Origin of the sequence: Mariniblastus fucicola (assembly GCF_008087665.1) — a bacterium.
Lineage (GTDB): Bacteria > Planctomycetota > Planctomycetia > Pirellulales > Pirellulaceae > Mariniblastus > Mariniblastus fucicola.
The window spans coordinates 842659-866127 of record NZ_CP042912.1; the positions used below are offsets into that span (position 1 = coordinate 842659).

General features: G+C 53.8%; 14 protein-coding genes. 8 read left to right on the forward strand and 6 right to left on the reverse strand.

Features of this window, described 5'->3' with window-relative positions; all coding sequences use genetic code 11:
• The first annotated feature begins 291 nt into the window (after positions 1-291).
• The 5 genes from MFFC18_RS03095 to MFFC18_RS03115 are packed head-to-tail and all read left to right on the forward strand — an operon-like array spanning position 292 to position 7404.
• Positions 292-900 (forward strand): hypothetical protein, encoded by a 609-nt coding sequence (locus MFFC18_RS03095; RefSeq protein WP_075085266.1) that lies wholly within the window; start codon positions 292-294, stop codon positions 898-900.
• Entirely contained in the window at positions 893-3277 is a 2385-nt protein-coding gene (locus tag MFFC18_RS03100; RefSeq protein WP_075085265.1) for a PAS domain S-box protein, read from the forward strand. Before MFFC18_RS03095 ends, MFFC18_RS03100 begins: the two co-directional genes overlap by 8 nt.
• Positions 3274-5094 (forward strand): hybrid sensor histidine kinase/response regulator, encoded by a 1821-nt coding sequence (locus MFFC18_RS03105; protein ID WP_075085264.1) that lies wholly within the window; start codon positions 3274-3276, stop codon positions 5092-5094. The genes MFFC18_RS03100 and MFFC18_RS03105 overlap by 4 nt, the downstream gene beginning before the upstream one ends.
• Positions 5091-6272, forward strand: a complete 1182-nt coding sequence (locus tag MFFC18_RS03110; RefSeq protein ID WP_075085263.1) for a response regulator — start codon at positions 5091-5093, stop codon at positions 6270-6272. Before MFFC18_RS03105 ends, MFFC18_RS03110 begins: the two co-directional genes overlap by 4 nt.
• Complete coding sequence (locus MFFC18_RS03115; protein WP_075085262.1) at positions 6265-7404, forward strand: HD domain-containing phosphohydrolase; 1140 nt, start codon at positions 6265-6267, stop codon at positions 7402-7404. The genes MFFC18_RS03110 and MFFC18_RS03115 overlap by 8 nt, the downstream gene beginning before the upstream one ends.
• Before the next feature lie 103 nt (positions 7405-7507).
• Here MFFC18_RS03115 and MFFC18_RS03120 read toward each other — a convergent pair whose 3' ends face one another.
• From MFFC18_RS03120 to MFFC18_RS03135, 4 genes are all read right to left on the reverse strand, one after another.
• Positions 7508-8446: a serine/threonine protein kinase gene (locus MFFC18_RS03120; RefSeq protein ID WP_075085261.1), complete on the reverse strand. Its 939-nt coding sequence runs from the start codon at positions 8444-8446 to the stop codon at positions 7508-7510.
• An 18-nt stretch (positions 8447-8464) separates the two neighbouring features.
• A complete protein-coding gene (rsmG, locus tag MFFC18_RS03125) occupies positions 8465-9112 on the reverse strand; it encodes a 16S rRNA (guanine(527)-N(7))-methyltransferase RsmG (RefSeq protein ID WP_075085260.1) in 648 nt (215 codons plus the stop codon).
• 8 nt (positions 9113-9120) lie between these two features.
• A complete protein-coding gene (locus MFFC18_RS03130; RefSeq protein WP_084417226.1) occupies positions 9121-10137 on the reverse strand; it encodes a phosphatidate cytidylyltransferase in 1017 nt (338 codons plus the stop codon).
• A gap of 210 nt (positions 10138-10347) precedes the next feature.
• Positions 10348-11355, reverse strand: coding sequence for a glutamine synthetase beta-grasp domain-containing protein (locus MFFC18_RS03135; protein WP_075085259.1), 1008 nt, complete (start codon positions 11353-11355; stop codon positions 10348-10350).
• A 371-nt stretch (positions 11356-11726) separates the two neighbouring features.
• On the opposite strand from MFFC18_RS03135, the gene MFFC18_RS03140 reads away from it, so the two are divergent.
• The gene (locus tag MFFC18_RS03140; protein WP_075085258.1) at positions 11727-13115 is read left to right on the forward strand and encodes a Gfo/Idh/MocA family protein; all 1389 of its coding nucleotides are present in this window, start codon (positions 11727-11729) and stop codon (positions 13113-13115) included.
• 267 nt (positions 13116-13382) lie between these two features.
• On the opposite strand, the gene MFFC18_RS25405 is transcribed toward MFFC18_RS03140, so the two are convergent.
• The gene (locus MFFC18_RS25405) at positions 13383-14063 is read right to left on the reverse strand and encodes a hypothetical protein (protein WP_238381292.1); all 681 of its coding nucleotides are present in this window, start codon (positions 14061-14063) and stop codon (positions 13383-13385) included.
• Between the two features lie 909 nt (positions 14064-14972).
• On the reverse strand, positions 14973-18878 hold the full coding sequence (gene hrpA / locus MFFC18_RS03150; RefSeq protein WP_075085256.1) for an ATP-dependent RNA helicase HrpA: 3906 nt from the start codon (positions 18876-18878) through the stop codon (positions 14973-14975).
• 289 nt (positions 18879-19167) lie between these two features.
• Here hrpA and MFFC18_RS03155 point away from each other — a divergent pair, with 289 nt between their 5' ends.
• Together MFFC18_RS03155 and MFFC18_RS03160 are read left to right on the forward strand one after the other, a co-directional pair.
• Positions 19168-20013, forward strand: a complete 846-nt coding sequence (locus MFFC18_RS03155) for a sugar phosphate nucleotidyltransferase (RefSeq protein WP_075085255.1) — start codon at positions 19168-19170, stop codon at positions 20011-20013.
• Position 20014: 1 nt separating this feature from the next.
• On the forward strand, positions 20015-23362 hold the full coding sequence (locus tag MFFC18_RS03160) for a UTP--glucose-1-phosphate uridylyltransferase (protein WP_075085254.1): 3348 nt from the start codon (positions 20015-20017) through the stop codon (positions 23360-23362).
• The last annotated feature ends 107 nt before the right edge of the window (positions 23363-23469 follow it).

Sequence of the window (23469 nt, forward strand, 5' to 3'; positions counted from 1 at the left end):
TTCTATCCGGCTGGCAGTACTTCTATGCTGCGTTCTCGGTCGCAATCCGTCGCTATAGCCGTAACAAAGTCGCGCGCCTGTGCTGTTGGTGTTGCTCGCGATCAACATGCTTTTTAATCAAGTGTCCAGTAGCTTCGTTGCAAAGCTGCGTTTGTTCGCGATACAGCGCGTATCGTTTTCCTCGTTTTTGCGTCAAGCGCCTGTCGAGTGATCGCGACAACCTATTTTTGATTTGCCGCCGCTCGAACTTGACCGGTCGCGTTGTATCACCCGTATCGTTCACTCAGTGTCATGTTCCCAAAGAAGATATTTAAGAATTTGCTGCTCACCGGTTTGCTCACGGTTAGCTTGGCTGGATTCGCAGTCCTGGTTGACTACTCAAGCCGCCCCGGGCCAGTCGCGCCCACGCCCCGACAATTTCCAGCACAAGCGTTCCCTGACAGGGAAAAGGGAACGCCAACGATCGTCGTCGCCTACCATCCGAAATGCCCCTGCACATTTGCAACCGTGCGTTGCCTCGAAAGACTGAGGACCGAGTTCCGCTGCAAGCCCAACTTGATCGCCTACGCCTATCGACCAGAGTCCGCTCCGGATTCGTGGATCGAGTCATCGTCGACCGCGATCCTTCGCAAGTTCGAAGGCACCGTAATCGATCCGGATGCAGAGGCGTCTGTCAGCCGTCAATTCGGCGCCCGCGTTTCCGGCCACGTTTTCGTCTATGACGGCAACGACAAATTGGTGTTCAGTGGAGGAATCACCCCAGGGCGTGGGCACGAAGGATACTGCGAGGCGTCATTGCAGTTCGTCCGTTCCGTCAATGGAGCCACCACCGAATCGACCCAGTGGCCAATCTTCGGTTGTGAAATCAATCGTGTGGCGGAGGAGAGCGACCATGAATGAGTCAGTAAGTTTCCAAGTCAAGGCAGACGAACTGTTTCAGAATCGCTACGAGAACGAGTGCATCTGGGTGCACAAGTTCATGGCCTGGATCATGTTCGGTCAGTGGGTTCTGGGAGTAATGCTTGCCATCTTCTGGTCGCCGTACACCTGGATCGGCGAACAGCAGGATGTTCATTTGCATGTATGGTCGGCCATCCTCCTGGGAGGCTGGTTGTCCGCAATCGCCATTGGGTGGATTCAGTTCTTCCCGCGCGAAGCCAGCACACGACATGTCGTGGCTATCGTTCTCGCGCTCTGGTCAGCACTGCTAATTCATCTTTCCGGAGGCCGGATCGAAACACACTTTCACGTTTTCATTTCGTTGGCCATCCTCGGTCTTTACCGCGACTGGAAAATTTTGCTGACCGCGACATTCGTGATCGCGGCCGACCACTTTATCCGTGGAGTCTTTTATCCTGCGTCTGTGTTTGGCGTTTTCACCGATAGTTCGTATCGATGGGTCGAACATAGCGCATGGGTTCTGGTGGAAGTCGCCTTTCTGGCGCCGGGTTGTTATCGACTGCGAAATGAAGTTCGAGAGCTTTGCGTGCGGCAGTGTGAAATTGAGGAGGCAAAGCAGAATGTTGATCGTCAGGTTGAACTCCGAACTCGTGAGCTGAGCATCGCGAACGAGAGGCTGAAGGAGGCCACGGCTGAGGCAGAGAAGTTAGCCATGGTCGCGAAATACACGGACAACGGAGTGCTTATCACTGACGAAAACCGCTCCATCGAATGGGTAAACTCCGGGTTTACGCGAATCTTCGGCTATTCCGCGGAGGAAGCGATTGGAAAGCGTCCATCCGAGTTTCTGCACGGTCCAGAAACGGATCAGAAGGACATTGCCCGAATTGAGAAAGCCCTCAACAACCGATTGCCAATCAATACCGAAACGCTGCGGCATCGAAAAAACGGCGACCCATTTTGGTTGTCATTGGAAATTCGGCCGATGTGGGATAAAGACAAAGAACTTGTCCGATTCCTGGCCATCCAGAGTGATGTTACGAAACGCAAGTCGATGGAGTTGACGTTGGCTGACGCGGAAGCGCGTTTGCGATCCATCATCAATAATGTGCCTGGCGCTTTTTATCGCAAAGAGATCTGTGATCAGGCGACGGAGAGAACATCGTTTTTCAGCAACTTCATCGAGAACCTCACCGGATATTCTGCCGAAGAGTTTTCGAAAGAAAGTGGCTATTGTCATCGCGACTTTGTTCATCCGGACGATGCCGAGTTGCTGGCTCAAAAAGTCGAACATGCGATCCAGGACCAGTCGACGTTCCATCATGAGTATCGCATCATTGCAAAAGACCAAACGATTCGTTGGGTTTCTGAAAAGGGGCAATGTCATGTGGTTCACAACGGCAATACGCCCCAAACGATCATCGATGGCATGCTGTTCGATATTACAGCGCGTATTGAAGCAGAGCTGGAGAATCAAAAACTGCACGCTGATCTCCTCGATGCTTCCCGCCAGGCTGGCATGGCTGAGATTGCCACCGGCGTACTGCACAACGTCGGCAACATTCTCAATAGCGTCAACGTCTCAGCGTCTGTGATTCAGAAGCAGTTCTCGAACAGTGCGTTGAGAAATTTGGAGAAAGTCGACGGACTGATTGCGGAACACGAATCAGAGTTTGACGAGTTCGTTCGCGACGACAAACGTGGGCAACAGGTGCCGGCTTACATTCACAGGGTCACCGGTGCGCTATGCGACGAACGAGCCAAAATGGACGAGGAGTTCGATGATCTGGTCAAAAATATTGATCACATCAAACGAATTGTCGGAGTGCAGCAGTCGATGGCGAAGTCATCAAGGTTAATCCAGGAAGTCGATGCTGCGGAACTAATTCGCGACGCGGTCTCGGCTAACAGGAGTTCGCTCACCAGGCACGATGTGCGTCTGCAAACGACGATCGATGCCAGTGTCACCAAGTTTCAGTCGGACAAGCATCGAATTCTGCAGGTCCTGATCAACCTGATCAAAAACGCAAAAGACTCACTAAAAGAGCAGGCACCCGCAGACCCGGTCGTTTCGATTGATGTCGACGCCGACAATGCCTGCATCCGTTTTCGTGTAACTGACAACGGTACCGGAATTGAACGTGCGGACCTTGCAAAGATATTTCAGCATGGGTTCACGACCAAGGCATCCGGGCATGGCTACGGATTGCACAGCAGCGCCAATGCAGCGACAGAAATGGGTGGAAAGCTTTCTGTCCAAAGTGACGGCCCGGGCCGCGGCGCTACTTTTGAACTCAGCCTTCCCTTCCAAACTGAGTCGCGACCGGCGACCAGATCAAGCAGTATCTCACCATCCCAAACAGCCACAGTACTATGAATACAAAACCAGGAATAGACATCCGACAGATTCTGGTCGTTGACGACAACGAAGCCATTCACAGAGATTTCGACAAGATTCTCTCTGTTGAGGAAAGTTCGAACAGCTCGCTCGCGCTGGACGAACTGGATGCGATGCTTTTTGGAGATGAGGAATCAGCTCGGCCTCGAAGACATGCCGAATTTGAGTTGTCGCACGCAACGCAGGGACAGCAAGCGTTGGGTGTTTTGCAGGAACAGATGGAATCTGGGATCCGGTTCGGGGCTGCGTTTGTCGATATGCGAATGCCACCCGGATGGAACGGCGTCGAGACAATCGAGCAGTTGTGGAAAGTTGACCCGGATCTTCAGGTCGTTATTTGCAGTGCGTTCTCCGATCATAGTTGGGAGGAAATTATCGAGCGGCTCGGTTGCACCGATCAACTGTTGGTCCTGAAGAAACCGTTTGAAGAGATTGAGGTCGTGCAGATTGCCACGTCTCTGTGTGAGAAGCGTCGTTTGCTCGAACTTTCTCGAGCAACGATGACGGAACTGGAAATCAAAGTTGGAGAACAGGCGGCCGAACTCGAAGCCGCGCAGGAAGATGCGGAAACTCTGATCCAGTCGATCTCCAGTCTTTTGATCGGATTGAATGGGAAGGGCTGTGTTACCCGATGGAATCACGTTGCCACCGAAGTTTTGGGAATTGAAGAAAGCGACGCCATGGGAACGCGGTTTGTCGATTTGGATATTGAATGGTCCAAACCCGAAAAAGTTCGCGGGGTCGTTTGTAGCAAGTCGTCTCAGTGTCGGCGACGCGAAGAAGTCCAGTTTACTGATGCGGATGGGCAAACTAAAACGATCGATATGCACGTCTGTTCAATTGTCAACGATCCGACATCGCAGTCACGTCTGATTATTGCCAACGACATAACGCGACAGAAATTTCTCAAGTCGCAACTGGATCAGTCGCAGAGGCTTGAGTCCGTTGGGCAGCTGGCTGCCGGTGTGGCTCACGAGATCAACACGCCGATGCAGTACATCGGCGATAACGTACGCTACGTGGCAAAGTCCATCGAGCGAATGCAGACGCTGCTGGACGTTCTGCCTGACTTCGTCGACGACACCGTTTCAGATGAGCAAATGCTTCTTCTGCGACAGACGCTTCGGGAACAAACTGAATCGCGGAAAGTCAAATCATCACTGCAGCAGATTCCCGAAGCGCTCTCGGATTCCATCGAGGGCGTCGAGTCGGTTGCCCGGATAGTCGCTGCAATGAAAGAGCTTTCGCACCCGGGCGGCAATGAAATGTCTCACGTTTCACTGACTCATATTCTCGAATCGACCATCACCGTGGCCCGCAATGAGTGGAAGTACGTTGCCGATGTCGAGACGGATTTTTGCGATTCACTTCCTGAGATCCCGGCGTTCGCCAGCGAATTGAATCAGGCATTTATGAACATGATCATCAATTCGGCTCATGCCATCGGGGAACAAATCGAAGAAGGGAGAACTTCGAAAGGGAAGATCAGGATCGTGACGCGTGTCGAAGGCAAATTCGCGTTTGTCTCCATTGAAGACACTGGCGGTGGAATTCCGGAGAAGGTTCGCGAACGCATTTTTGAACCGTTTTTTACAACCAAGGATGTTGGCAAAGGGACAGGCCAGGGGCTCGCGATCGCTCATTCCGTGATTGTCAGTAAGCACTCGGGCAGTTTGAGTTTTGACGTCGAAGATGGTGTTGGAACAACGTTCAACGTCCGACTGCCACTTGAGTTGCCGGCTAAATCGAAGAAGCCAGAGTCTGATATGAAATCTTCTGTGGAGGAGGTGATATGAGAGTTCTACTGGTCGACGATGATGCTCAGGTCTTGCGAGGCGTCACGCGAATTATGGAGTGCGAATCGGATGGCTGGGCCATTGAGTCTGCTTTGTCCGGGATCGAGGCGCTGCAGATACTGGACTCGGGCGGTTACAACGTTCTCGTTTCCGATATGCGGATGCCTGGAATGGACGGCGCGGAACTTTTGCAGCAGGTGCAGGACCGGCATCCAAACGTGCTGCGTGTCGTGTTGTCGGGCGAAGCGAGCCGGGAAACCGTAATGCGGGTGATTCACCCGATGCATCAGTATCTTTCGAAACCGTGCGACCCAGGAAAGCTGATCGATGTCATTCGAAAGGCAGAGATTTATCAGGAGACAATACACTCGACGGAAGTTTTGGATGCGCTAGGCAAAGCGAATTGCCTTCCTTCATTGTCAGACATTGTCATCGAGATCGACTCGGTTCTGGAATCCAAGCACTGTGATTCTGAAATGCTCGGAAAGTTGGTTTTAAAGGATCCAACCCTGTCCGCAAAAATTCTTCAGCTGGCTAACTCGGCGATTTTTGGATTGAAGCAGCCCGTTATCGATATCGAGCAAGCCATGTCAGTCGTCGGCGTCGACATGGTTCGTGCGATCGCGATGTCGTCGAGCCTGTTCAAGTTCTCTGGCTCGTCGGTGAATACGTTGCCACAGCAACTATTCAAGCACAGTATTGAAGTCGCCGGGATCTGTCGCCAGCTTGCTCGCTGGGAGCGGGCCGATTCTGTTACGTCAAAGACTGTATTCTCCGGAGGTCTGCTGCACGACGTTGGCAAAATTCTCTTGCTCAATGCGTTCGAAGAAGAATACACACAATTGATGCAATCGGCATCGAAAGGTGCCCAGTCGTTGATCGAACTGGAAACGAGTAAGTTTGCTGCGACACATGCCGGTGTAGGAGCGTATCTACTCGACATGTGGGGGTTGCCATCATCGCTGGTGGAAACCGTTGCCGCCCATCACAGCCCCGCCATTTGTGCGAGATCTTCTCTCGCCTGTCAAATTGTGTTTGGTGCTAACTGGATCGCGTCCGGAGCGGACGAAGCCGTTCTTCGATCCTGTCAAACTGAGAACTGTGATGACTTTGCAGCCAAGCTAAAGAGTTGGAATCAAAAGTGCGTGGAAGAACGAAAAGGAGATCTCGATGAGTAGTCGCCGAATACTCTTCGTTGATGACGACGAAAAGGTCCTCAAAGGGATCACTCGTCAACAAGCCGACGATTTTGATATTACAACCGCGTTGGGGCCGATCGAAGCGTTGGCCGTGATCGAACGTGATGGTCCATTTGCAGTCGTCGTTTCCGACATGCGAATGCCGGAGATGAATGGAGTGCAGCTTCTCAAGCGGGTTCGCGAGTCTTCTCCAGATACAGTCCGGATGATCCTGACAGGATACGCGGAGCTCAACAGCACCATCGAAGCTGTCAATGAAGGACACATTTTCCGGTTCCTCGCCAAGCCATGTGACCAGGATGTGATGGCGTCTGCTCTCAAGGCGGGCTTGCGTCAATACGAGTTGATCGCTGCTGAACATGAATTGGTCGAAGGCACTCTGCACGGAAGTGTAAAAGTCCTTGCCGACATTCTGTCGCTCGTGAATCCTCTGGCGTTTGGACAGTCGACTCGGGTTCGCGCAGTCGTCGATGGAATTCTCAAGCGGGTCCCAATTGAAAATCAGTGGCAACTGGAAGTCGCAGCAATGCTGTCTTCGCTTGGCTGCGTCACGCTGCCAACTGATTTGCTCGAAAAGAAACTTTCTGGAGAAGTGTTGACGCGCGAGGAGCAGGTCAGATACGAAAATCATCCGCATTTGACCAGCGAGCTGATTCAGAAGATTCCAAGAATGGACGAAGTCTCAGCGATTATTTCTGGCGAGACGCTTGAAGGGAGTATGTCGCCAATGTTGAAGCGAAAGTATGAGATCCTTCGGATAGCAATCGCTTTCGATTTCCATGAGCTCAGGTATGAGAGTTCGTTGCACGCCCTCGAACCGTTCAAAAAATGGGCGAATGAGCGGTTTGAGCAATCACTGGTTGACGCACTTGCTGAGTTTGTCAAAGAAGAACGCAATGTTCAAATTCTCGAAGTCGAATTGGGTGAACTTCGGGAAGGGATGGTCATCGCGGCAGACATTCACAACGCCGGCGGAACGTTGCTGATGAGCAAGGGGCAGAAGATCACCGCTTCGGCACTTCGTTTGCTGGAGAACATCAAGCGAGACCAGTTGGTCAATGACACCGTCAAGATTGTCAGCCACGTCTCGGCGTGCGAAGCGATCTGCTAGAGGCAAATTCAAACTGATCTCGAATGCTCATAGTGCTGCCTTCAAGGAAGATTTTCCTCTCGTCAAGTGGAGACTGGTGCTGAGAACGGGGTTTGTCGTCCGCCTAGACGCTTCCACGCATGAGCGCATCGTTTTCGAACACGTTGATCGCTTGGGCCATCTCATCCATCGATTGGAACCGGTCGGCAGGTTCTTTTTCGATTGCCTTGAGGCAGATTTTCTCGATCGTGGCCGGGATAAAACGATGAGCCGCCGCCTTTCGTGGCTCGGTTGGATCGGTGTTGATGATGTTGTTGAACGTGTCCTGAATCGTCGGGCCGCGAAACGGTTCACGCTGAGTCATCATTTCGTACAGGACGATTCCCATACTGAAAACGTCGGTTCGTTCGTCGACGGGCTTGTGACCCAAAATCTGTTCGGGTGACATGTACAAGGGCGTTCCTCCGCGATCGACGCCTCGCTCTTCGTCGCCTTCATTGGGCATGCCCCAGACTTTGGCCGCGCCCCAATCGATCAATGTGACTTCGCCAAACATTCCGACGATGATGTTTTCCGGTTTGATGTCGCGATGAATAACGCCTCGAGTGTGCGCGTAGCTCAACGCATCACAAACCTGACGAAAGATGTTTAGCAGTCGCGTCAGGTTGAAGTGCTGCTCGATCGCGGTGTCACGGTTGTAGAGTCCGACGATGATTTCGAAAAGCGTTTGGCCTTCGATCTTTTTCATCGCAAAGTACCAATCGCCTTCATCGTCCTTGCCGATTTCGTACATCGGAACGGTCGCCGGGTGTTGCAGTTGCGCCGTGATTCGCGCTTCACGCAACAGTCGTGACAGTTCCTTCTCGTAGTTCGGAACGTCCTTCTTCAGCTTTTTAAGCACAACGGGCCGGCCGAGATTAAGGTCCTTGCAGACCAGCAGATCCGCTTTTCCACCGCTGCCCAAAGGTTGAAAGTGATGATATTTGCGAAAGCCGTTCGAAAAATCCTCTGGCGGATTCCCCGAGACATCCGCGGAGAAAATCATGGAAAGATTGTTGGTCATGATGGCTTGCTCGTGGAACTACCGTTTGCGGTACCCTTTAGCGCTGAGCTGAAGAATGAGGCTGTTCCAGTCGGCACCCGGCGAAGAGTACTCGGCGACAACTTCAATGTCGATCTTCTTCAACAGCCCTTTTTCAGCAGCTTCGTTTTTCTCATTCTTCCAGTTCGGGCCCTTGATGGCCAGCACTTTTCCAGCCGAACTCCAAACACCGTCCAGCCACGTGCAGATTTTGTACAGCGGTCCAACCGCGCGGACTGTCGTGAAGTCGTAGCTGAAATCTTCCAGCAGTTTTTCTGCTCGTGAATTGCAAATCTCCGCATCCAGCGAAATCTCTTTGGCGATAGCCTCAAGTGCGACCGCCTTCTTGCCAACCGATTCGCTGAGCGTCACTTCCAGATCCGGGCGGAGGATTGCCAGAACCATGCCGGGAACGCCTCCTCCAGATCCCATGTCCAGAACAGCTCGACCGGCTGGAATCAGTCGCGATACCTGAATGGTGTCGACGAGGTCGCGCGATACGAACTTTTCATAAGTCGTGTGCCGCGTCAGATTCACGGTCTCGTTGGCTTTCCAGAGCGCGTCACAGTACGCAGAAAGCTTGTTGCAGATTCCGTCTTCAGGAACGGGCAACTCAAGTGCTTCGATGGTTTCTTTTAGGCTGGACATTGCGACGGCTAACTAAGAAAGTAACGGATCAGATGAAAATAAATGGGTGCTGCAAAGCAAATCGAATCAATCCGGTCAAGGATCCCGACATGCCCCTGCACCAGAGAACCGTAGTCCTTTACGCCACGGTCTCGTTTGATCGCCGACATCGTCATGCTGCCGGACGATGCCATAACACTGATCACCAGCGCCATCAACGCGGCTCCGTACCACGTGAACGGTGTGATCGGTAACAGGTGCAAGACGATACCCAACAGCGCGCTGCAAATTGCGGCGCCGATCAGGCCTTCCCAGGTCTTGGTCTCGTTGACGGTTTCCGCAATCAGGTGTTTGCCGAAAAGCCGATCCCAGGCGAAATGCAACGCGTCGCTGACTTGCACGATGATCATGAAAAACAGCAACAGTCCCGCAGGCTGTCCATGCCACGGCAACATCTTTTTCGATGAAGGATTCCACTCGAGGAGGTTCAGGTTCAACAGCGCCGCCGCATGGCTCAAAGCGTAGACGCAAATCAACAACCCGAACTGAATCTTGGCCGTCCGTTCAAGGAACCTTTCCCGATCGCCCGTGAATGCAATTCTGGCGGGAATGAACAGCGACGCATAAACCGGGATGACGATCGTAAACAGATCGTACATGTCCAACGCGACCAAAACATACTGCATCGGTGTAAAGCCAAGGAACACCCAGAACAGCGTCCGATGATCGCCGCGTCGTGTTGGCGTCATCGTGATGAACTCACGCAGCGCCCAAAACGAAAGCAGCCCGAACAGAACGACGGTCGGAATCGGTCCCAGCAGCAACGCAACAGCCAGCAGAGCACAGATCATGAACCAGAAGTAAAGTCTCTGGTTAAACTTTCCCACGATCGCAGCATCAAATTTTGATTCGGGCTGCCGCTTGAGATACTGGCCGGCCAGCATCAACAGGCCGAGCACACCCAGAACAACAGCGATCAGGATCCCGGCTGCGGCATCGAGAAGGCTGGATGAGAAGTACTCAAAGAGTTTGGAGACGTATTCCATACAGTGGCCTCATGCGGCGTCTGCCGCCAGGCAATGATCAATTTAATTTTGATGATGGTGGTTACAAGATTCTAGCAGTATGCCAAATCCCAACAACCAATTCGACGAAGACATCACGCGAAAAACTCGACGCTGCCAGCAAACAAAAAAACCCTGCTCCAGGAGCAGGGTCAGCAACATGGTGTAAATCTAGGTGTCTGTCTCTGTAACTTAAGCGCTTTTAACCGTTTTGATAATCTCGGCTGCAACGCGGTAAGGATCCGCGTTCGACGCTGGACGACGATCTTCCAACCAGCCCTTCCAACCGTTGGTAACGGTTGCGACAGGGATACGAATCGAAGCACCACGATCCGAAACGCCATAGCTGAACTGATCGATCGACTGAGTCTCGTGCTTGCCGGTCAAACGCTGATCGTTGTCAGCACCGTAAACCGCGATGTGCTCTTTGACGCGAGGCTCGAACGCCTGGCAAATCTTGTCGTACGAGTCCTTTTCGCCACATTCGCGAAGCGTTGTGTTTGAAAAGTTCGCGTGCATTCCGGAACCGTTCCAGTCCATTTCGCCGAATGGTTTTGGATGCCAGTTGATGGCCATGCCGTACTGTTCGCCACAACGCTCAAGCAGGTAGCGAGCCAACCACGTTTGGTCGCCAGCTTCTTTGGCTCCCTTGGCAAACACCTGGAATTCCCATTGGCCAGCAGCGACTTCTGCGTTGATGCCTTCTACGTTCAACCCAGCTTCGAGGCAAACGTCGAGGTGCTCTTCGATGACCTGACGGCCATGAGCGTTCTTTGCTCCAACCGAGCAGTAGTACGGGCCTTGCGGGCCAGGGTAACCGCCAACCGGAAAACCGGGTGGCTTGTCTGTTTCGATGTCCCAGAGGAAATACTCTTGCTCGAAACCGAACCAGAAATCGTTATCGTCGTCGTCAATTGTCGCGCGACCGTTGGAGACGTGAGGTGTTCCGTCGGCGTTGAGAACTTCGCACATGACCAGGAAAGCGTTGTGACGCTGAGGGTCAGGAATGATGGAAACTGGTTCAAGAAGACAGTCCGAAGAGTTGCCTTCTGCCTGTTCAGTTGAGCTGCCGTCGAAGCACCATTGCGGGCAGTCTTCAAGCTTGCCGCCAAAGTCAGAAACGACTTTGGTCTTGCTGCGTAGAGATTGGGTTGGCTGATAACCATCAAGCCAGATGTACTCCAGTTTTGACTTACTCATCTTATAAAGCTACTCCACAAAATAGGGCGCGGTGGCCGCCGCAAATACAAATACTGCCGGTGGTGTGTGGTTGTATGGTGGTTGGCAGTTTCTCCGCCTGAGCGGGCGATGATAGCAATCTGAAGGGGGATTATCCAGACTTTGAGTCCGTCATGAGTGCAATTTTGGGAGTTTCGTTTACCCCAAGTGCAAGACCGTTCGGGCTGGAAAATTTAGCGCCCACTTACCGCGCCGTAATCGCGATTAAGGTCTAAGTGGCAGTTTTGCTACCATGCAAGTCGCGTCCGGCTTTCGATAGTCAAACACGAATCTGATTACCTTGGATTGAGACAGCCCGGCTGCGATTCAATGACCTGTACCAGGAGTCAACCATGACGATCAATCGACGAAAGTTTATCAAAGCTGGGGCGGTTTCAGCGGCCACATTCACAATCGTTCCCAGGCACGTGCTGGGCGGAGCAGGTTTCACGGCACCGAGCGACAGGGTTAATGTTGCCTTGATCGGGGCTGGCGGACGCGGGTTCAAAAACGCAAAAGAGCTGATGAAAGTCGACGGAGTTACGATCACCGACATCGTTGATCCGGCCGAACATTGGAACCTTGAAGACTTTTATTACAAGGGCGTCGCTGGCCGGCTGCCGGTTGCTGATGCAGTCGACAAGCACTACTCCAGCGAGAAACAGGTTCACAAATGCCGCCTCCATTCTGACTATCGAAAATTCTTCGACGGCGGCAATGATGTGGATGCAGTTCTTTGCGCGACGCCGGACCATGCACACGCGTTGGTTTCTCTGCGAGCGATGAGAGAGGGTAAACATGTCTATTGCGAGAAACCGCTGACTCACAACATCGCTGAAGCACGGCTCGTTGCCAAAGTCGCCAAAGAAACCGGAGTCGCAACTCAGTTGGGCAATCAACTTCACTCCAGCGAACAACTGCGGACGATCGTTGAAATGATCAGGGCCGGGGCAATCGGCAATGTGACCGAAGTTCATGCGTGGGTCCCCGCAACGCGTTGGAATCCAGAACTTGGTGGTCGGCCAACCGAAGCCATGCCAATTCCGAAAGGTCTGGATTGGGATCTATGGCAAGGTCCGCGGAAGGCTGCGAGTTTTCACTCGGCCATTGCCCCGGTAGGCTGGCGAGATTTCTGGACTTACGGGCTCGGCGCGATGGGCGACTTTGGTTGCCACGATCTTGATGCAGCCGTTTGGGCACTTGAACTTGGAAAGCCGACCAGTGTTGAAATGCATCCGGCTGGCTACATGGATAACGATATCGTTCCGTTTGGCGAGCTTGGCTATTTTGATTTTGCAGCCCGTGGCGACAAGCCGCCCGTCAAGATTACGTGGTACAGCGGTGGACCGAAGCCAAAGAAACCGGAAGCAATGAAAGATGACGAGTTTCCAGGGCGTGGTGTTATGTTTGTTGGCGAAAAGGGAACTTTGGTGAACGCGGCCTACGGAAGCGGTCCGGAGTTGCTCGAGCCGGAATTGAAGAATTTTCAGCTGCCCGCAGCGACTCTTCCAAAGACAAACGGTCATCATCAGGACTGGATCGATGCTGCTCGCGGCGGTCCGGCCGCAAGTTCGAACTTCGAAGTCGGTGCCCATCTCACCGAGATTACTTTGCTGGGAGTCGTCGCACTTCGCTTGGGCAAGAAAATTCAATGGGATGACGACAATATGAAAGTCACCAACTCAGAAAAAGCCGAACCGATCATCAACGGCGAGTATCGGGCCGGATGGAAGTTGAGCTAGTGTGGTCGACGCGGAGGCGAATCGAGGTCAGCAGCCTTGGTGTCGGGGGCTGGCCATTGAATTGGCAATGCCAAAGCAGTCTGTGACGACCGAACCATAGCCTTTGACTCCTGGAAACGATCAGCTTCGTTGAAGCGGCGTCCTGCGAAGCGGCGACAGAGGTCATGATGGCGATAAAGCCAACGAACGCCGCAATGCCGAATGTTGATCAAGGGCTTGGGCATCGACTCATTGTGTCAGCCTCATTTGAATGCGTTTCAAGGGACTCTATTGAAGATTACGCTTCAGCTGCTCGAAGTCGATGCCCTTATAGAGTACGACTCGGTCAAGCTGGAAGCCATTGGATCGGCCAGCGATCTCCAAGTGATATTTTCCGGGCTTTGGAAACTCAACCGTCATCCACGGCTGATCGCCTTCAAGATCAAGCTGGCCATTGAGTGCGAATTCATCCTTGCTTCTTCCTACGAATTTATGAAATCCGGTGATCGTTTCCTGTCGAGCAAGTTGCGTCGCGTCCGTAAAGCAGATCCACGCGTCATTCGCCTGGTCGCCTGGCACGCCGTCTGGCTGACGCATGTTCCATTTCACGGAGTAGCGTCCTGCCGTTTCTACCTCGAACGTAGCCTTGATCCGATGCGATGTCACTTTCGCGAAGCTGTTGGGCCCGTCGTAGAGCAGATAGCTGCCACCCGAAGCGGCGTCGCTTTCCGCAAGCTGCCAGCCTGAGACCCGCTCCATTGACTCAGCTTCGAGGGTGATCGTGGCCTGTGTCGAGCGGTCGATGATGCCGTCGCCAATAAAGGCTTCGAACTTCTTCGGACTCCCTTCGTCATCACCAACAAGCAAAAAGAACAGCATGCCGCAGTCTGAAATGTCAGCGACGTTTCTGCTGTGTGCCTTGAGCCTCGAGTACATCCAGCGTACGTCAGGTTCCGAATGGTCACGCATCCAGTGCCAGACGGAAAAGTTGTTCCCGGAGTGCCACAAGTGGTTCGGGTCTTCTTTGTGATTCTGGTCCCTGATCTTAGTGTATTTTTCCGGCCCTCGGCGAGCTTCTGGATGTCGTTCCAGGTGTGATGGTGCTCACGTCGACGCTCATTTTCGTTGAAGGCACTGTGCGATACCAAATGCACATGAGACAGCGATTCAGTTTCGCCGTTGCGGATGACTTCTTTGACCGCGAGATAGACAAACTCCGACAACCCGGCGTGAATAAAGTACAGCGGATCGGTTTCTGTCGACTTGCCCATCTCCTTCGCCAGACTTTCAATGGCCTGTTGCTTCTGTGTCGTGACGTCGAAGAAGACTTCGCGACCGAAGCCCCAGTGCTTGACCACACCATCGGCACCGATCTTCAGTTGGTTCCTGACGTCTGGTCCTGCCGGTGCGTCGATAAAGTTGTTGTAGGAACAGTGAACCAGTTGCTCCTGCAGCCCAAGTTTGGCCATGATCGCACAGGATGCAGGAAGAGCGCCCCAATCGTCGGGGTCTCCCGTTGGCCATTTATATTCGTTGTCGGGTGCGCTGTTACCATCAAAGCTCATCGCGATTCGGTTGTTGCTGTACCCCAGCGATTGAGCTTCACAACAAGTCGTCGGAATGGTGATCGCCAATAGTGCTGCCAGAAAACTGATCTTCGTCATCGGTGGTTCCGTGTCAGGTTGTTTATGAACTGAGTTCGGTCGAACGCAATTCTAACCTTGTCGGCGCAGCAGAATGTCTTTATGTGCAGGCTGATTTTCTGGCACATTTCTAGAACCGGTTTCAAATCGTCCGGCACGAATTTTTACAGATTTCACGCTGCCTGTTCGACTGAGAAAGACCTGACTAGTTAGCTGCGAATCCCGGAATCTTTCGCTATACACGCCGCACTTTATCCAGCTGTTTGTCCAGTCGTTTGCTGGAGACTTTAATCACCGTGCCCAGATTCTGCGCGAACAGCGAAACCCGATACTCTTCGATCATCCAGCGAAACTGTATCAGTTCCGGATCGACGATCCCGATGGCTTCGTGCTGTTCCTTGAGCTCGATGTACCTGGTCCAAAAATGTTCGATCTCGTCAGCCAGCTCGCGATCCTTCTCGGCCGGGAACGAAGTGATTTTCTCGATCCGCCGGGCGATGCCTTCGAAGTAGCGCGGGTATTCCTTGAGCCACATCCATGCAGTCGTTCCCAGAAACGATTCGGTTGTCAGCGATGAAAGTTGATTCTTGATGTCGTGCTTCGTCGTCCCGCGCGAAGCCGGGATGTTGCCGAGCGCCAAATCAGTCGCATGAGCCGCAGCGGAAAACTTCGGCAGCCATTTCGCGACCGCCTGAGTCGCGATCGAAATGCGTTCCACGGATTCGGCGCTGAGTGCCTGAAAGTCGGATTCGGTACGAGGAATTTTTTCACGTTCCACAAACGCGATGCGGACAATTAGGTCACCCAGTTCGTCACGCAACGATTTGGTGGGGACAAATCGCGAAAGCAATAACGCGTGATGGTCGAACTCTGGCAGCCAGTTGACTTGTGATTTGACCGCTTTGCGATTGAGCATTCGAAACAATCGGATCAGTCCCCCGCGGGTTTTCGATTCCGCGCTCTCTTTCGAGTCCGTCAAACGCAAGCCGACGCTGTCCTGCTGGTCGATGATCGCCGGGAATGCAGTCAGCCGCGTTGCGCCGCGTTGGATCGGAACTTCGACCGGCAGGTCTCCCCAAGTCCACTCCTTGAGCCCGTCTTGCGTCCACGTTTCGTCTTCGACTTCCACAATCGAAGAACTGTGCTCGGCACCCAACTGCTGCCGAAGCTCCGCGACGCTTCGACCCTCGGCAACGACTTCTCCCTGCTCGTCGACGACCTCTACGTTCACCTTCAGATGCGGTGAAAGCTTTTCCAGCTTGAATTCGCTGGGCGATATCGGCTGTCCCGCCACTTTGCTCAACTCGCGAGCGACCGCTTCGGTAAACTTGCCTTTGCCAAACTCAATCTCTGCGACAACTGTGTCCGCCGTTTCGGGAGCAGGAACAACCATTCGCCGCGTGGCTTTGGGAAGACTGCGGATTAGCTCGATGACACGGGACTTCATCAGTCCCGGAATCAGCCAGCCAGTTTGCACATCGTCCAGTTGCCCGATCCCTTCGACCGGCAAGCGAATCGTGGCTCCATCGTTTTTATCGCCGGGCGAAAACTTGTATTCGATCGGAATCTCCATCGATCCGATTTGTACCTCGTTGGGAAACAGTTCCTGGGAGTTTCCAAGGTCGGCTCCTGGTAGCAAATCGGATTTCGTCATCCGCAGTTTCTGATCAAGCGAAGGATCAGACTTCAGTTTCTGCAATAGCGAGCGATTGTCGAAAACGTCTTCCGGAAGATGTTGTTCGTAAAACGCCGGCGTGACGAATGGATCGATCACCAGGTCGCGGTCGCGGGTTTTTGCGGCCTCTTTTTCCAGCTCTTCGACCAGCCACTGGTTGTGAATGTAAAAGTCCGGCGTTCCCTCGAACTCGTCGCCGCACAGTCCCCGGTCGATGAAGATCGTTCGCGCCGCTGCCGCATCAATTGGTCCGTAGTGCACCGCGCGACCCGCGACGATCGGCAGCCCGAACAGGCTGACGTGTTCCGACACCATGACGGATTGTTTCTTCTTGCTCCACCGCGCGTCGGTGTGTCGTTTCTTGATCAGGTGAGGAGCCAGTCGTTCGATCCAGTCTGGCGAAATCGAAGCAACCGTGCGGCCGTATCGTTTGGTGGTCTCGACGATTTCCGCCGCGATGATCCATTTTGGTTTGGTACCGAACACATCCGAACCCGGCCAGAGATGGAACTTGATTCCGCCCGAGCCAGTGAACTCATGCTTGTCGCCCAGCATCGCGACTCCCGAAAGCAGCCCGCACATCAGGCTACGATGGATCGCGTTGTAGTCATTCTTGCGATCCCGAATTTTCAGTCCCTCGCGACCCACCATCGACTTCAGCTGCCGATAGATTTCCTGCCATTGTCGCATCAGAGAAAACGAAATGAAGTTCTGCTCGCAGGCTTTCTTCAACTTGCTTTTGGAAAGGTCCTCTTTTCGTTCGTGGTACCAATCCCAAATGTTCAGCAGCCCCAAAAAGTCCGATTTTTCGTTGGCGAACTGCTCGTGGGCCTGATCCGCGGCCTGTTTGCGTTCTACTGGACGAAGTTTGGGGCTCTGGATCTCGAGCGCCGATGCGATGACCAGCACCTCCGCCAAACAGCCTTCTCGGTCGGCAGAGAAAATCATCTTTCCAATCCGCGGATCGACAGGAAGCCGCGCCAGCTTGCGGCCTTCCCGCGTCAAATGTTTTTTCTCATCGACAGCGCCGACTTCAAACAGCGTTTTAAAACCATCGCGCACGTTCTCGACTCGTGGCGGATCAATAAAAGGAAACTCTTCGATGTCACCCAGTCGCAAGTGCAAGGTCTGAAGAATCACGGATGCCAAATTCGTGCGACGGATTTCTGGCGTGGTAAATTTCTGCCGCGACTCGTAATCGTCTTCCGCATAAAGACGAACCGCCACGCCGGGCCCGATTCGACCACAGCGCCCCGATCGCTGATTGGCTGACGCTTGGGAAACGGGCTCGATTGGCAAACGTTGAACTTTGCTTTTCGCCGCGTAGTGGCTGATTCGCGCGGTTCCGGTATCGACCACGCAACTGATTCTCGGAACCGTGATCGAAGATTCCGCAACGTTCGTCGCCAGCACAATCCGCCGTGCGGACTTCGGTTGAAAGATCTCGTTCTGCTGACCTGTGGATAGTCGCGCGTAGAGCGGGAGAACTTCGATTCGGGAACCGCCAAGTACAGCTTTCAGCTTCCGGCTGACGGTGCGGATTTCTGCTTCGGTGGGCAGAAAGACAAGAATGTCTCCGTCCTCTTCCCTGACCAGTTCGCGGCACGTCTGCGCCACGTGATCAGAAACTTCGATCTGTGAATCGCCGCCGTCCGGTGATGTCGGCGGTTGGTAGCGAATCTCAACCGGATAGGTGCGGCCCTCAACATTGATGATGGGAACCGGTTTGTCTTTGTCGACGGTGAAATGGTCCGCGAATCGCTGCGTGTTGATCGTTGCCGAAGTGATGATCAGTTTCAGGTCTTTCCGCGTGGCCAGAATTCGTTTCAGTCCGCCAAGCAAAAAATCGATGTTCAGCGAACGTTCGTGCGCTTCATCGATGATGATCATTTCGTACTGATTCAGGAATCGGTCGGACTGCGTTTCCGCCAGCAGGATTCCGTCGGTCATCAACTTGATGAAAGTATCATTGCCCGTTTTGTCGTCGAAACGAATCTTGAAGCCGACGTCTTTGCCCAGCGGCGTTCCAATCTGCGACGCCAGTCTCGCCGCCACTCCACGGGCCGCAATTCGACGCGGTTGCGTGTGCCCGATCATTCCCCGGATTCCGAGCCCCGCCTGAAGTGCGATTAAAGGAAGCTGAGTCGATTTTCCGGATCCAGTTTCGCCGCTAATAACGACGACCTGGTGGTTAAGAATGGCTTCGGTGATTTCTTCAGATCTGGCCGCGATCGGAAGCGTTTCATCCAGTTGCGGTTTCGGGAGCAAGCTTTCGCGCTTCGAAAATCGTTCTTTGGAGGCCGCGAAACGTTTGAGGAAGTTCTCCAGCTTCGCAAGATCGCCCGCGTTGCCAGATTCCGGTTGGTTTTTCAATCGTCGAAAGTTCGAACGCAGCCAGTGCTCATCGGTGAGCATGGTTTGGTCGATCGCGGATCGAAATTCGGATGGGTTGGGAAGCTGTGTCATCGGCGGAGATTTTAGTTGAACTGCTCTCTGCGACAAACGGTGGGTGCAAAGGTTCGAGGTTTTCGTGCAGCTTCGTGTCGATAGCGACCACGCGACGCGGTTCGGTGACGCTGGCTCGAGGGTCAAGGCTGGGTTTCGTGGGGATGACGGGCAGTGAGTCCTGGCTGCGGGTTATAGCGGTTGTGACAACAGGAAACTGGCTCCATCGCGGCTCTGAGCTATGGAGAATATTCAGCAGCGACTAAAATGAGGCCTTCAAACTGAACCACTGATGCCTCGAAAGTCTGCTATGAGTATCCGACGTGCTGTGATCACAGCCGCGGCTCCTGATCAAAAATCGCTTCCGCTCCAAAGTCTCGTCGACCAACACGGAAATCCGAAAACCGCTCTGGAGCTAATTCTCGACGAATGCGTTGACGCCGGCGCGGAAGAAATCTGCGTCATCGTCTGCCCGGGTGCCGGAGAGACTTTCACGCGGTCTGCAGGCCAGCATGCCAATCGACTGACCTTCGTCGAACAGGCAAATCCACGAGGCTATGGCGATGCACTTTTTCGCGCCAGGAACTTCGTCGGCAACGAGCCGTTTTTGCACTTGGTCAGCGACCATGTTTACATCAGTCACAGCGACCACGGCTGTGCCCGACAGGTTGTCGAACTTGCCAGTCAGGAGAACTGCGTTGTATCGGCCGTGCAGGAAACTCGCGAAAACATGCTGCCGTTCTTCGGAACGGTTGGTGCGACCCGTAGCGGAAACCGTGACGATGTCTACGACGTCAATTCGGTCGTCGAAAAGCCAACGCCGACCCGAGCCGAGCAGGACTTGATCGTGGCCGGGCTGCGTTCCAGCCACTACCTCTGTCTTTCAGGGATGCATGTGTTGACCCCCGGAGTCATGGAGGTGCTGGGGGAACAGATCAATGCAACGGAAGGCTCGATTCAGCTTTCCGACGCCCTGCACGCCGCGGCGCAGCGCGAACGATATTTGGCGCTGCGGGTAAAGGCGTCTCGCTACAATATCGGCGAAAAGTACGGTTTGCTCAAAAGTCAATTGGCATTGGCGCTCAACGGAAAAGACCGTGACGACATTCTCGCAGAGCTGCTTGAGTTAGTGGCGACGACTGGCGGAGGAGCCTGATATGTCGGTTGCCACAAAGAAAAATTCGCTGGTCGACATCATCACGTCGACCGAAGATGACGTTCGCAATCAGTCACTGGACGCCGTTTGCGAAGGAGCCACATTGGACGAGTTGTTGCAGCATTGCGAAGCACTCGATTCGTTCTGGCGGCAAACGGACAATCTGTACCATCGCGTGCGAGCTCTGTTTTTTCTGTTTTCCATCCATCGATTTCAGCTGCCGCCGCACTACGGGCCGGACCACAGCGGCAACATTCCCTTCGACGCCTGGCAACATTTGCTCGAGCGGCGATTCACCGAAGCGATTGACGAGCTGTTGGAAGTTCAGCAAAGCGAAGGACCCTGCGATGGGCTTTCGAGCGCGTTGGCCAGCAGTTATCACGAACTCGGTTTTCAGACATTGGCCGATCAGGTTCGGAAAAGCGTCCGAACGGTACGTGGCAACCAGTGGATGTTCCGCACCGGGCATCCCGCCGATCATCCGCTTCGCTTTCGCAAGGAATTGCTGCAAAAGGACGAAAGCAACGCATCGTATCCGATGCTCAAAGAGACAACCGCGGTGCGAATGGATTTCACGCACAGCGCGTGGAGCGATATTTTCTTTCTCGGAATGGACTTTCCCTCGGGCGCCAAAGTGATCAATGCTTCGGTGAACCTTGGTGTTATGGGACGTGACAAGCAGCCCCGTCCGCCAATTGAATGCTATCTCCGGGTAATCGATCAGCCTGTTCTCAAGCTGACCAGCACCGATTTGAAGGCCTCGGCAGAGATCGAGACGATTGCAGAAGTCTTCGATTTTGCAAAAGACTATCTTGGACTGTTGAAGGCGGCTGTGATCGCTGCCGGAATTGTTCCGCCAGGCATGGAAGGCTGCGGGCAGACGATGGAAAGCCTGCTCGAACGTCTGGTCGGTCCTGGCTTGGGACTGGAAATCGTGTCCAAGGTCAACGACATTCCAAAGGGATCACGGCTGGCGGTTTCAACCAATTTGCTGGGCTCGCTGATTTCCGTTTGCATGCGTGCGACAGGCCAGGTGAGTGAACTGACTGGCGGGCTTCAGGAGTCCGATCGGCGTATCATTGCCGCGCGTGCGATTCTTGGAGAATGGATCGGTGGATCGGGTGGTGGATGGCAAGACTCGGGCGGAGTTTGGCCAGGAATCAAACTGATTTGCGGAAGCGAGGCCGAGTCTGGCGATCCGGAATTCGGAGTTAGCCGCGGGCGGTTGCTGCCAAAGCACGAAGTGTTTTCTTCCGAAGAAGTCACGCCAGAGACGCGAAAAGCGCTGCAGGATTCTTTGGTGCTGGTTCATGGCGGGATGGCCCAGAACGTCGGACCGATCCTTGAAATGGTGACGGAAAAATATCTTCTTCGCAGCCCTGTCGAATGGGAAGCTCGTAAAGAAGCCATCGAAATTCTTGGTGAAATCACTCGCGGGCTCAAAGAGGGCGATATCCGGGCGATCGGGAAAGCCACCAGTCGAAACTTCTTTGGTCCGCTTCAGAAAATAATTCCCTGGTGCACGAATCTGTTCACCAATTCGTTGGTCGAGCAAAGTGAACAAAAATGGGGCGACCAGTTTTGGGGTTTCTGGATGCTTGGCGGAATGGCAGGCGGCGGGATGGGATTCATCTTCGATCCGGCAGTCAAAGAAGACGCCAAGCGTTGGTTGCAGACGACGATGATCGAGACTCGCGATCGGATGCAGACTCGACTGCCGTTCGCGATGACTCCTGTGGTTTACGATTTTGAAATCAATGACCGTGGCACGTGGAGCGAAATGCTTGCCGGCGACGATGCCAGAATGCCAGGCGAATACTACGCGCTTCAGGTTCCCGGTTGGTTAAAGCAGGAATCCCACGAACTTCCAGCACTGGCTCGGCGAGAGTTGGAGCAACTCGGCAGTGAATTTCGAAACGAAGGCCAGTCGGCGACCCTGCAGAAGCTTATTGAAAGCATTCTGCCTGGCCGCAAGTCAACGGGCGTCCGCGAAGATTCACTTGGCGAGCTACTCGAGCGTTTTGGTTTTGATCGGGAATTACACGAGCAAATTCAAACGGACCTGCAGTCGGGCCGTTTCGGGCTGTCGCAAAATCGATTGCCGTTGAACACGTCGATCAAAGATGTTGAGTATGAAGACGTTGTTGACGTTCGAGAGTCAATCTCGAGGTTCGCCCGTTCCGCTGGCGAGGCCGCGATCGCAAACGGAGAAGTCGCAGTCGTCACGTTGGCCGCTGGCGTCGGAAGCCGCTGGACCGAAGGGGCGGGCGTCGTCAAAGGCTTGCATCCTTTCGCACAGCTGTCGGGAAAGCATCGCAGTTTTCTGGAAGTGCATCTCGCGAAGAGCAATCGAATCTCCAAGCAGTTCGCCAGCCAGGAAAACGCGATTCCGCACATCATCACGACGGGCTACATGACGCATGAGCCCATCGCTGAACACTTAAGCCAGGTTTCCAACTACGGATATCCGGGCCAGGTCATCCTGTCTCCGGGGCGCTACGTTGGCTTGCGGACGATTCCGATGGTTCGCGATTTGCGTTTTGCCTGGCAGGAAATGCCGCAACAGGTGCTCGATCAACAGCAACAAAAAGTTCGCGACAGCGCTCGCGCGGCACTGATTCGTTGGGCTCGGCAAATGGGTGAAGGCACCGACTATACCGACAATATGCCGATGCAATGTCTGCATCCAGTCGGACACTGGTACGAGATTCCAAACATGCTCCGCAACGGAACTCTGCATCAGTTGCTGCAGTCACGGCCGAACCTGAAGCACATGATGCTGCACAATATCGACACGCTGGGCGCGAACGTTGATCCTGGATTGCTGGGCACACACATCGAGCACGGCAACTGTTTGAGTTTTGAAGTGATCGAACGGCGGCTGGACGATCGCGGCGGCGGGCTGGCGAGAGTCAATGGTCGACCTCGGTTGGTGGAAGGTTTGGCCATGCCGCGGGAACGCGACGAGTTCAAGCTGACTTACTACAACTCGCTCACGACATGGATTGATATCGACCAGTTGCTCAGCGTGCTGGGGTTGTCGCGGGAAGAGCTTGGTGATCAAGAGAAAGTTGATCGCTGTGTTCGCGAATTGTCCCAGCAAATGCCGACTTACATCACGCTCAAGGATGTGAAGAAGCGTTGGGGGAACGGCCAGGAGGACGTGTTCCCCGTTGCCCAGTTCGAGAAACTGTGGGGCGACATGTCGGCGCTTTCAGATGTTACTAGCAATTTTTTCGTGATCTCGTTGCAGCGAGGCCAACAGCTCAAAGAGCAGGCTCAGCTTGACGGATGGCTTCGCGACGGCACGGCAGGATTCGTGAATGGCTTGTGCGAGTGGAGTGACTGAATCCGCCAGCGTGTCAGCCTGCCAGCGGAGCGATTTAGTGAACTCAGTCGCGTCGTGCATGGTGTTGAATGTTGTCGCCAAGCCCTGTTGTCGAACGAAGTATAGTT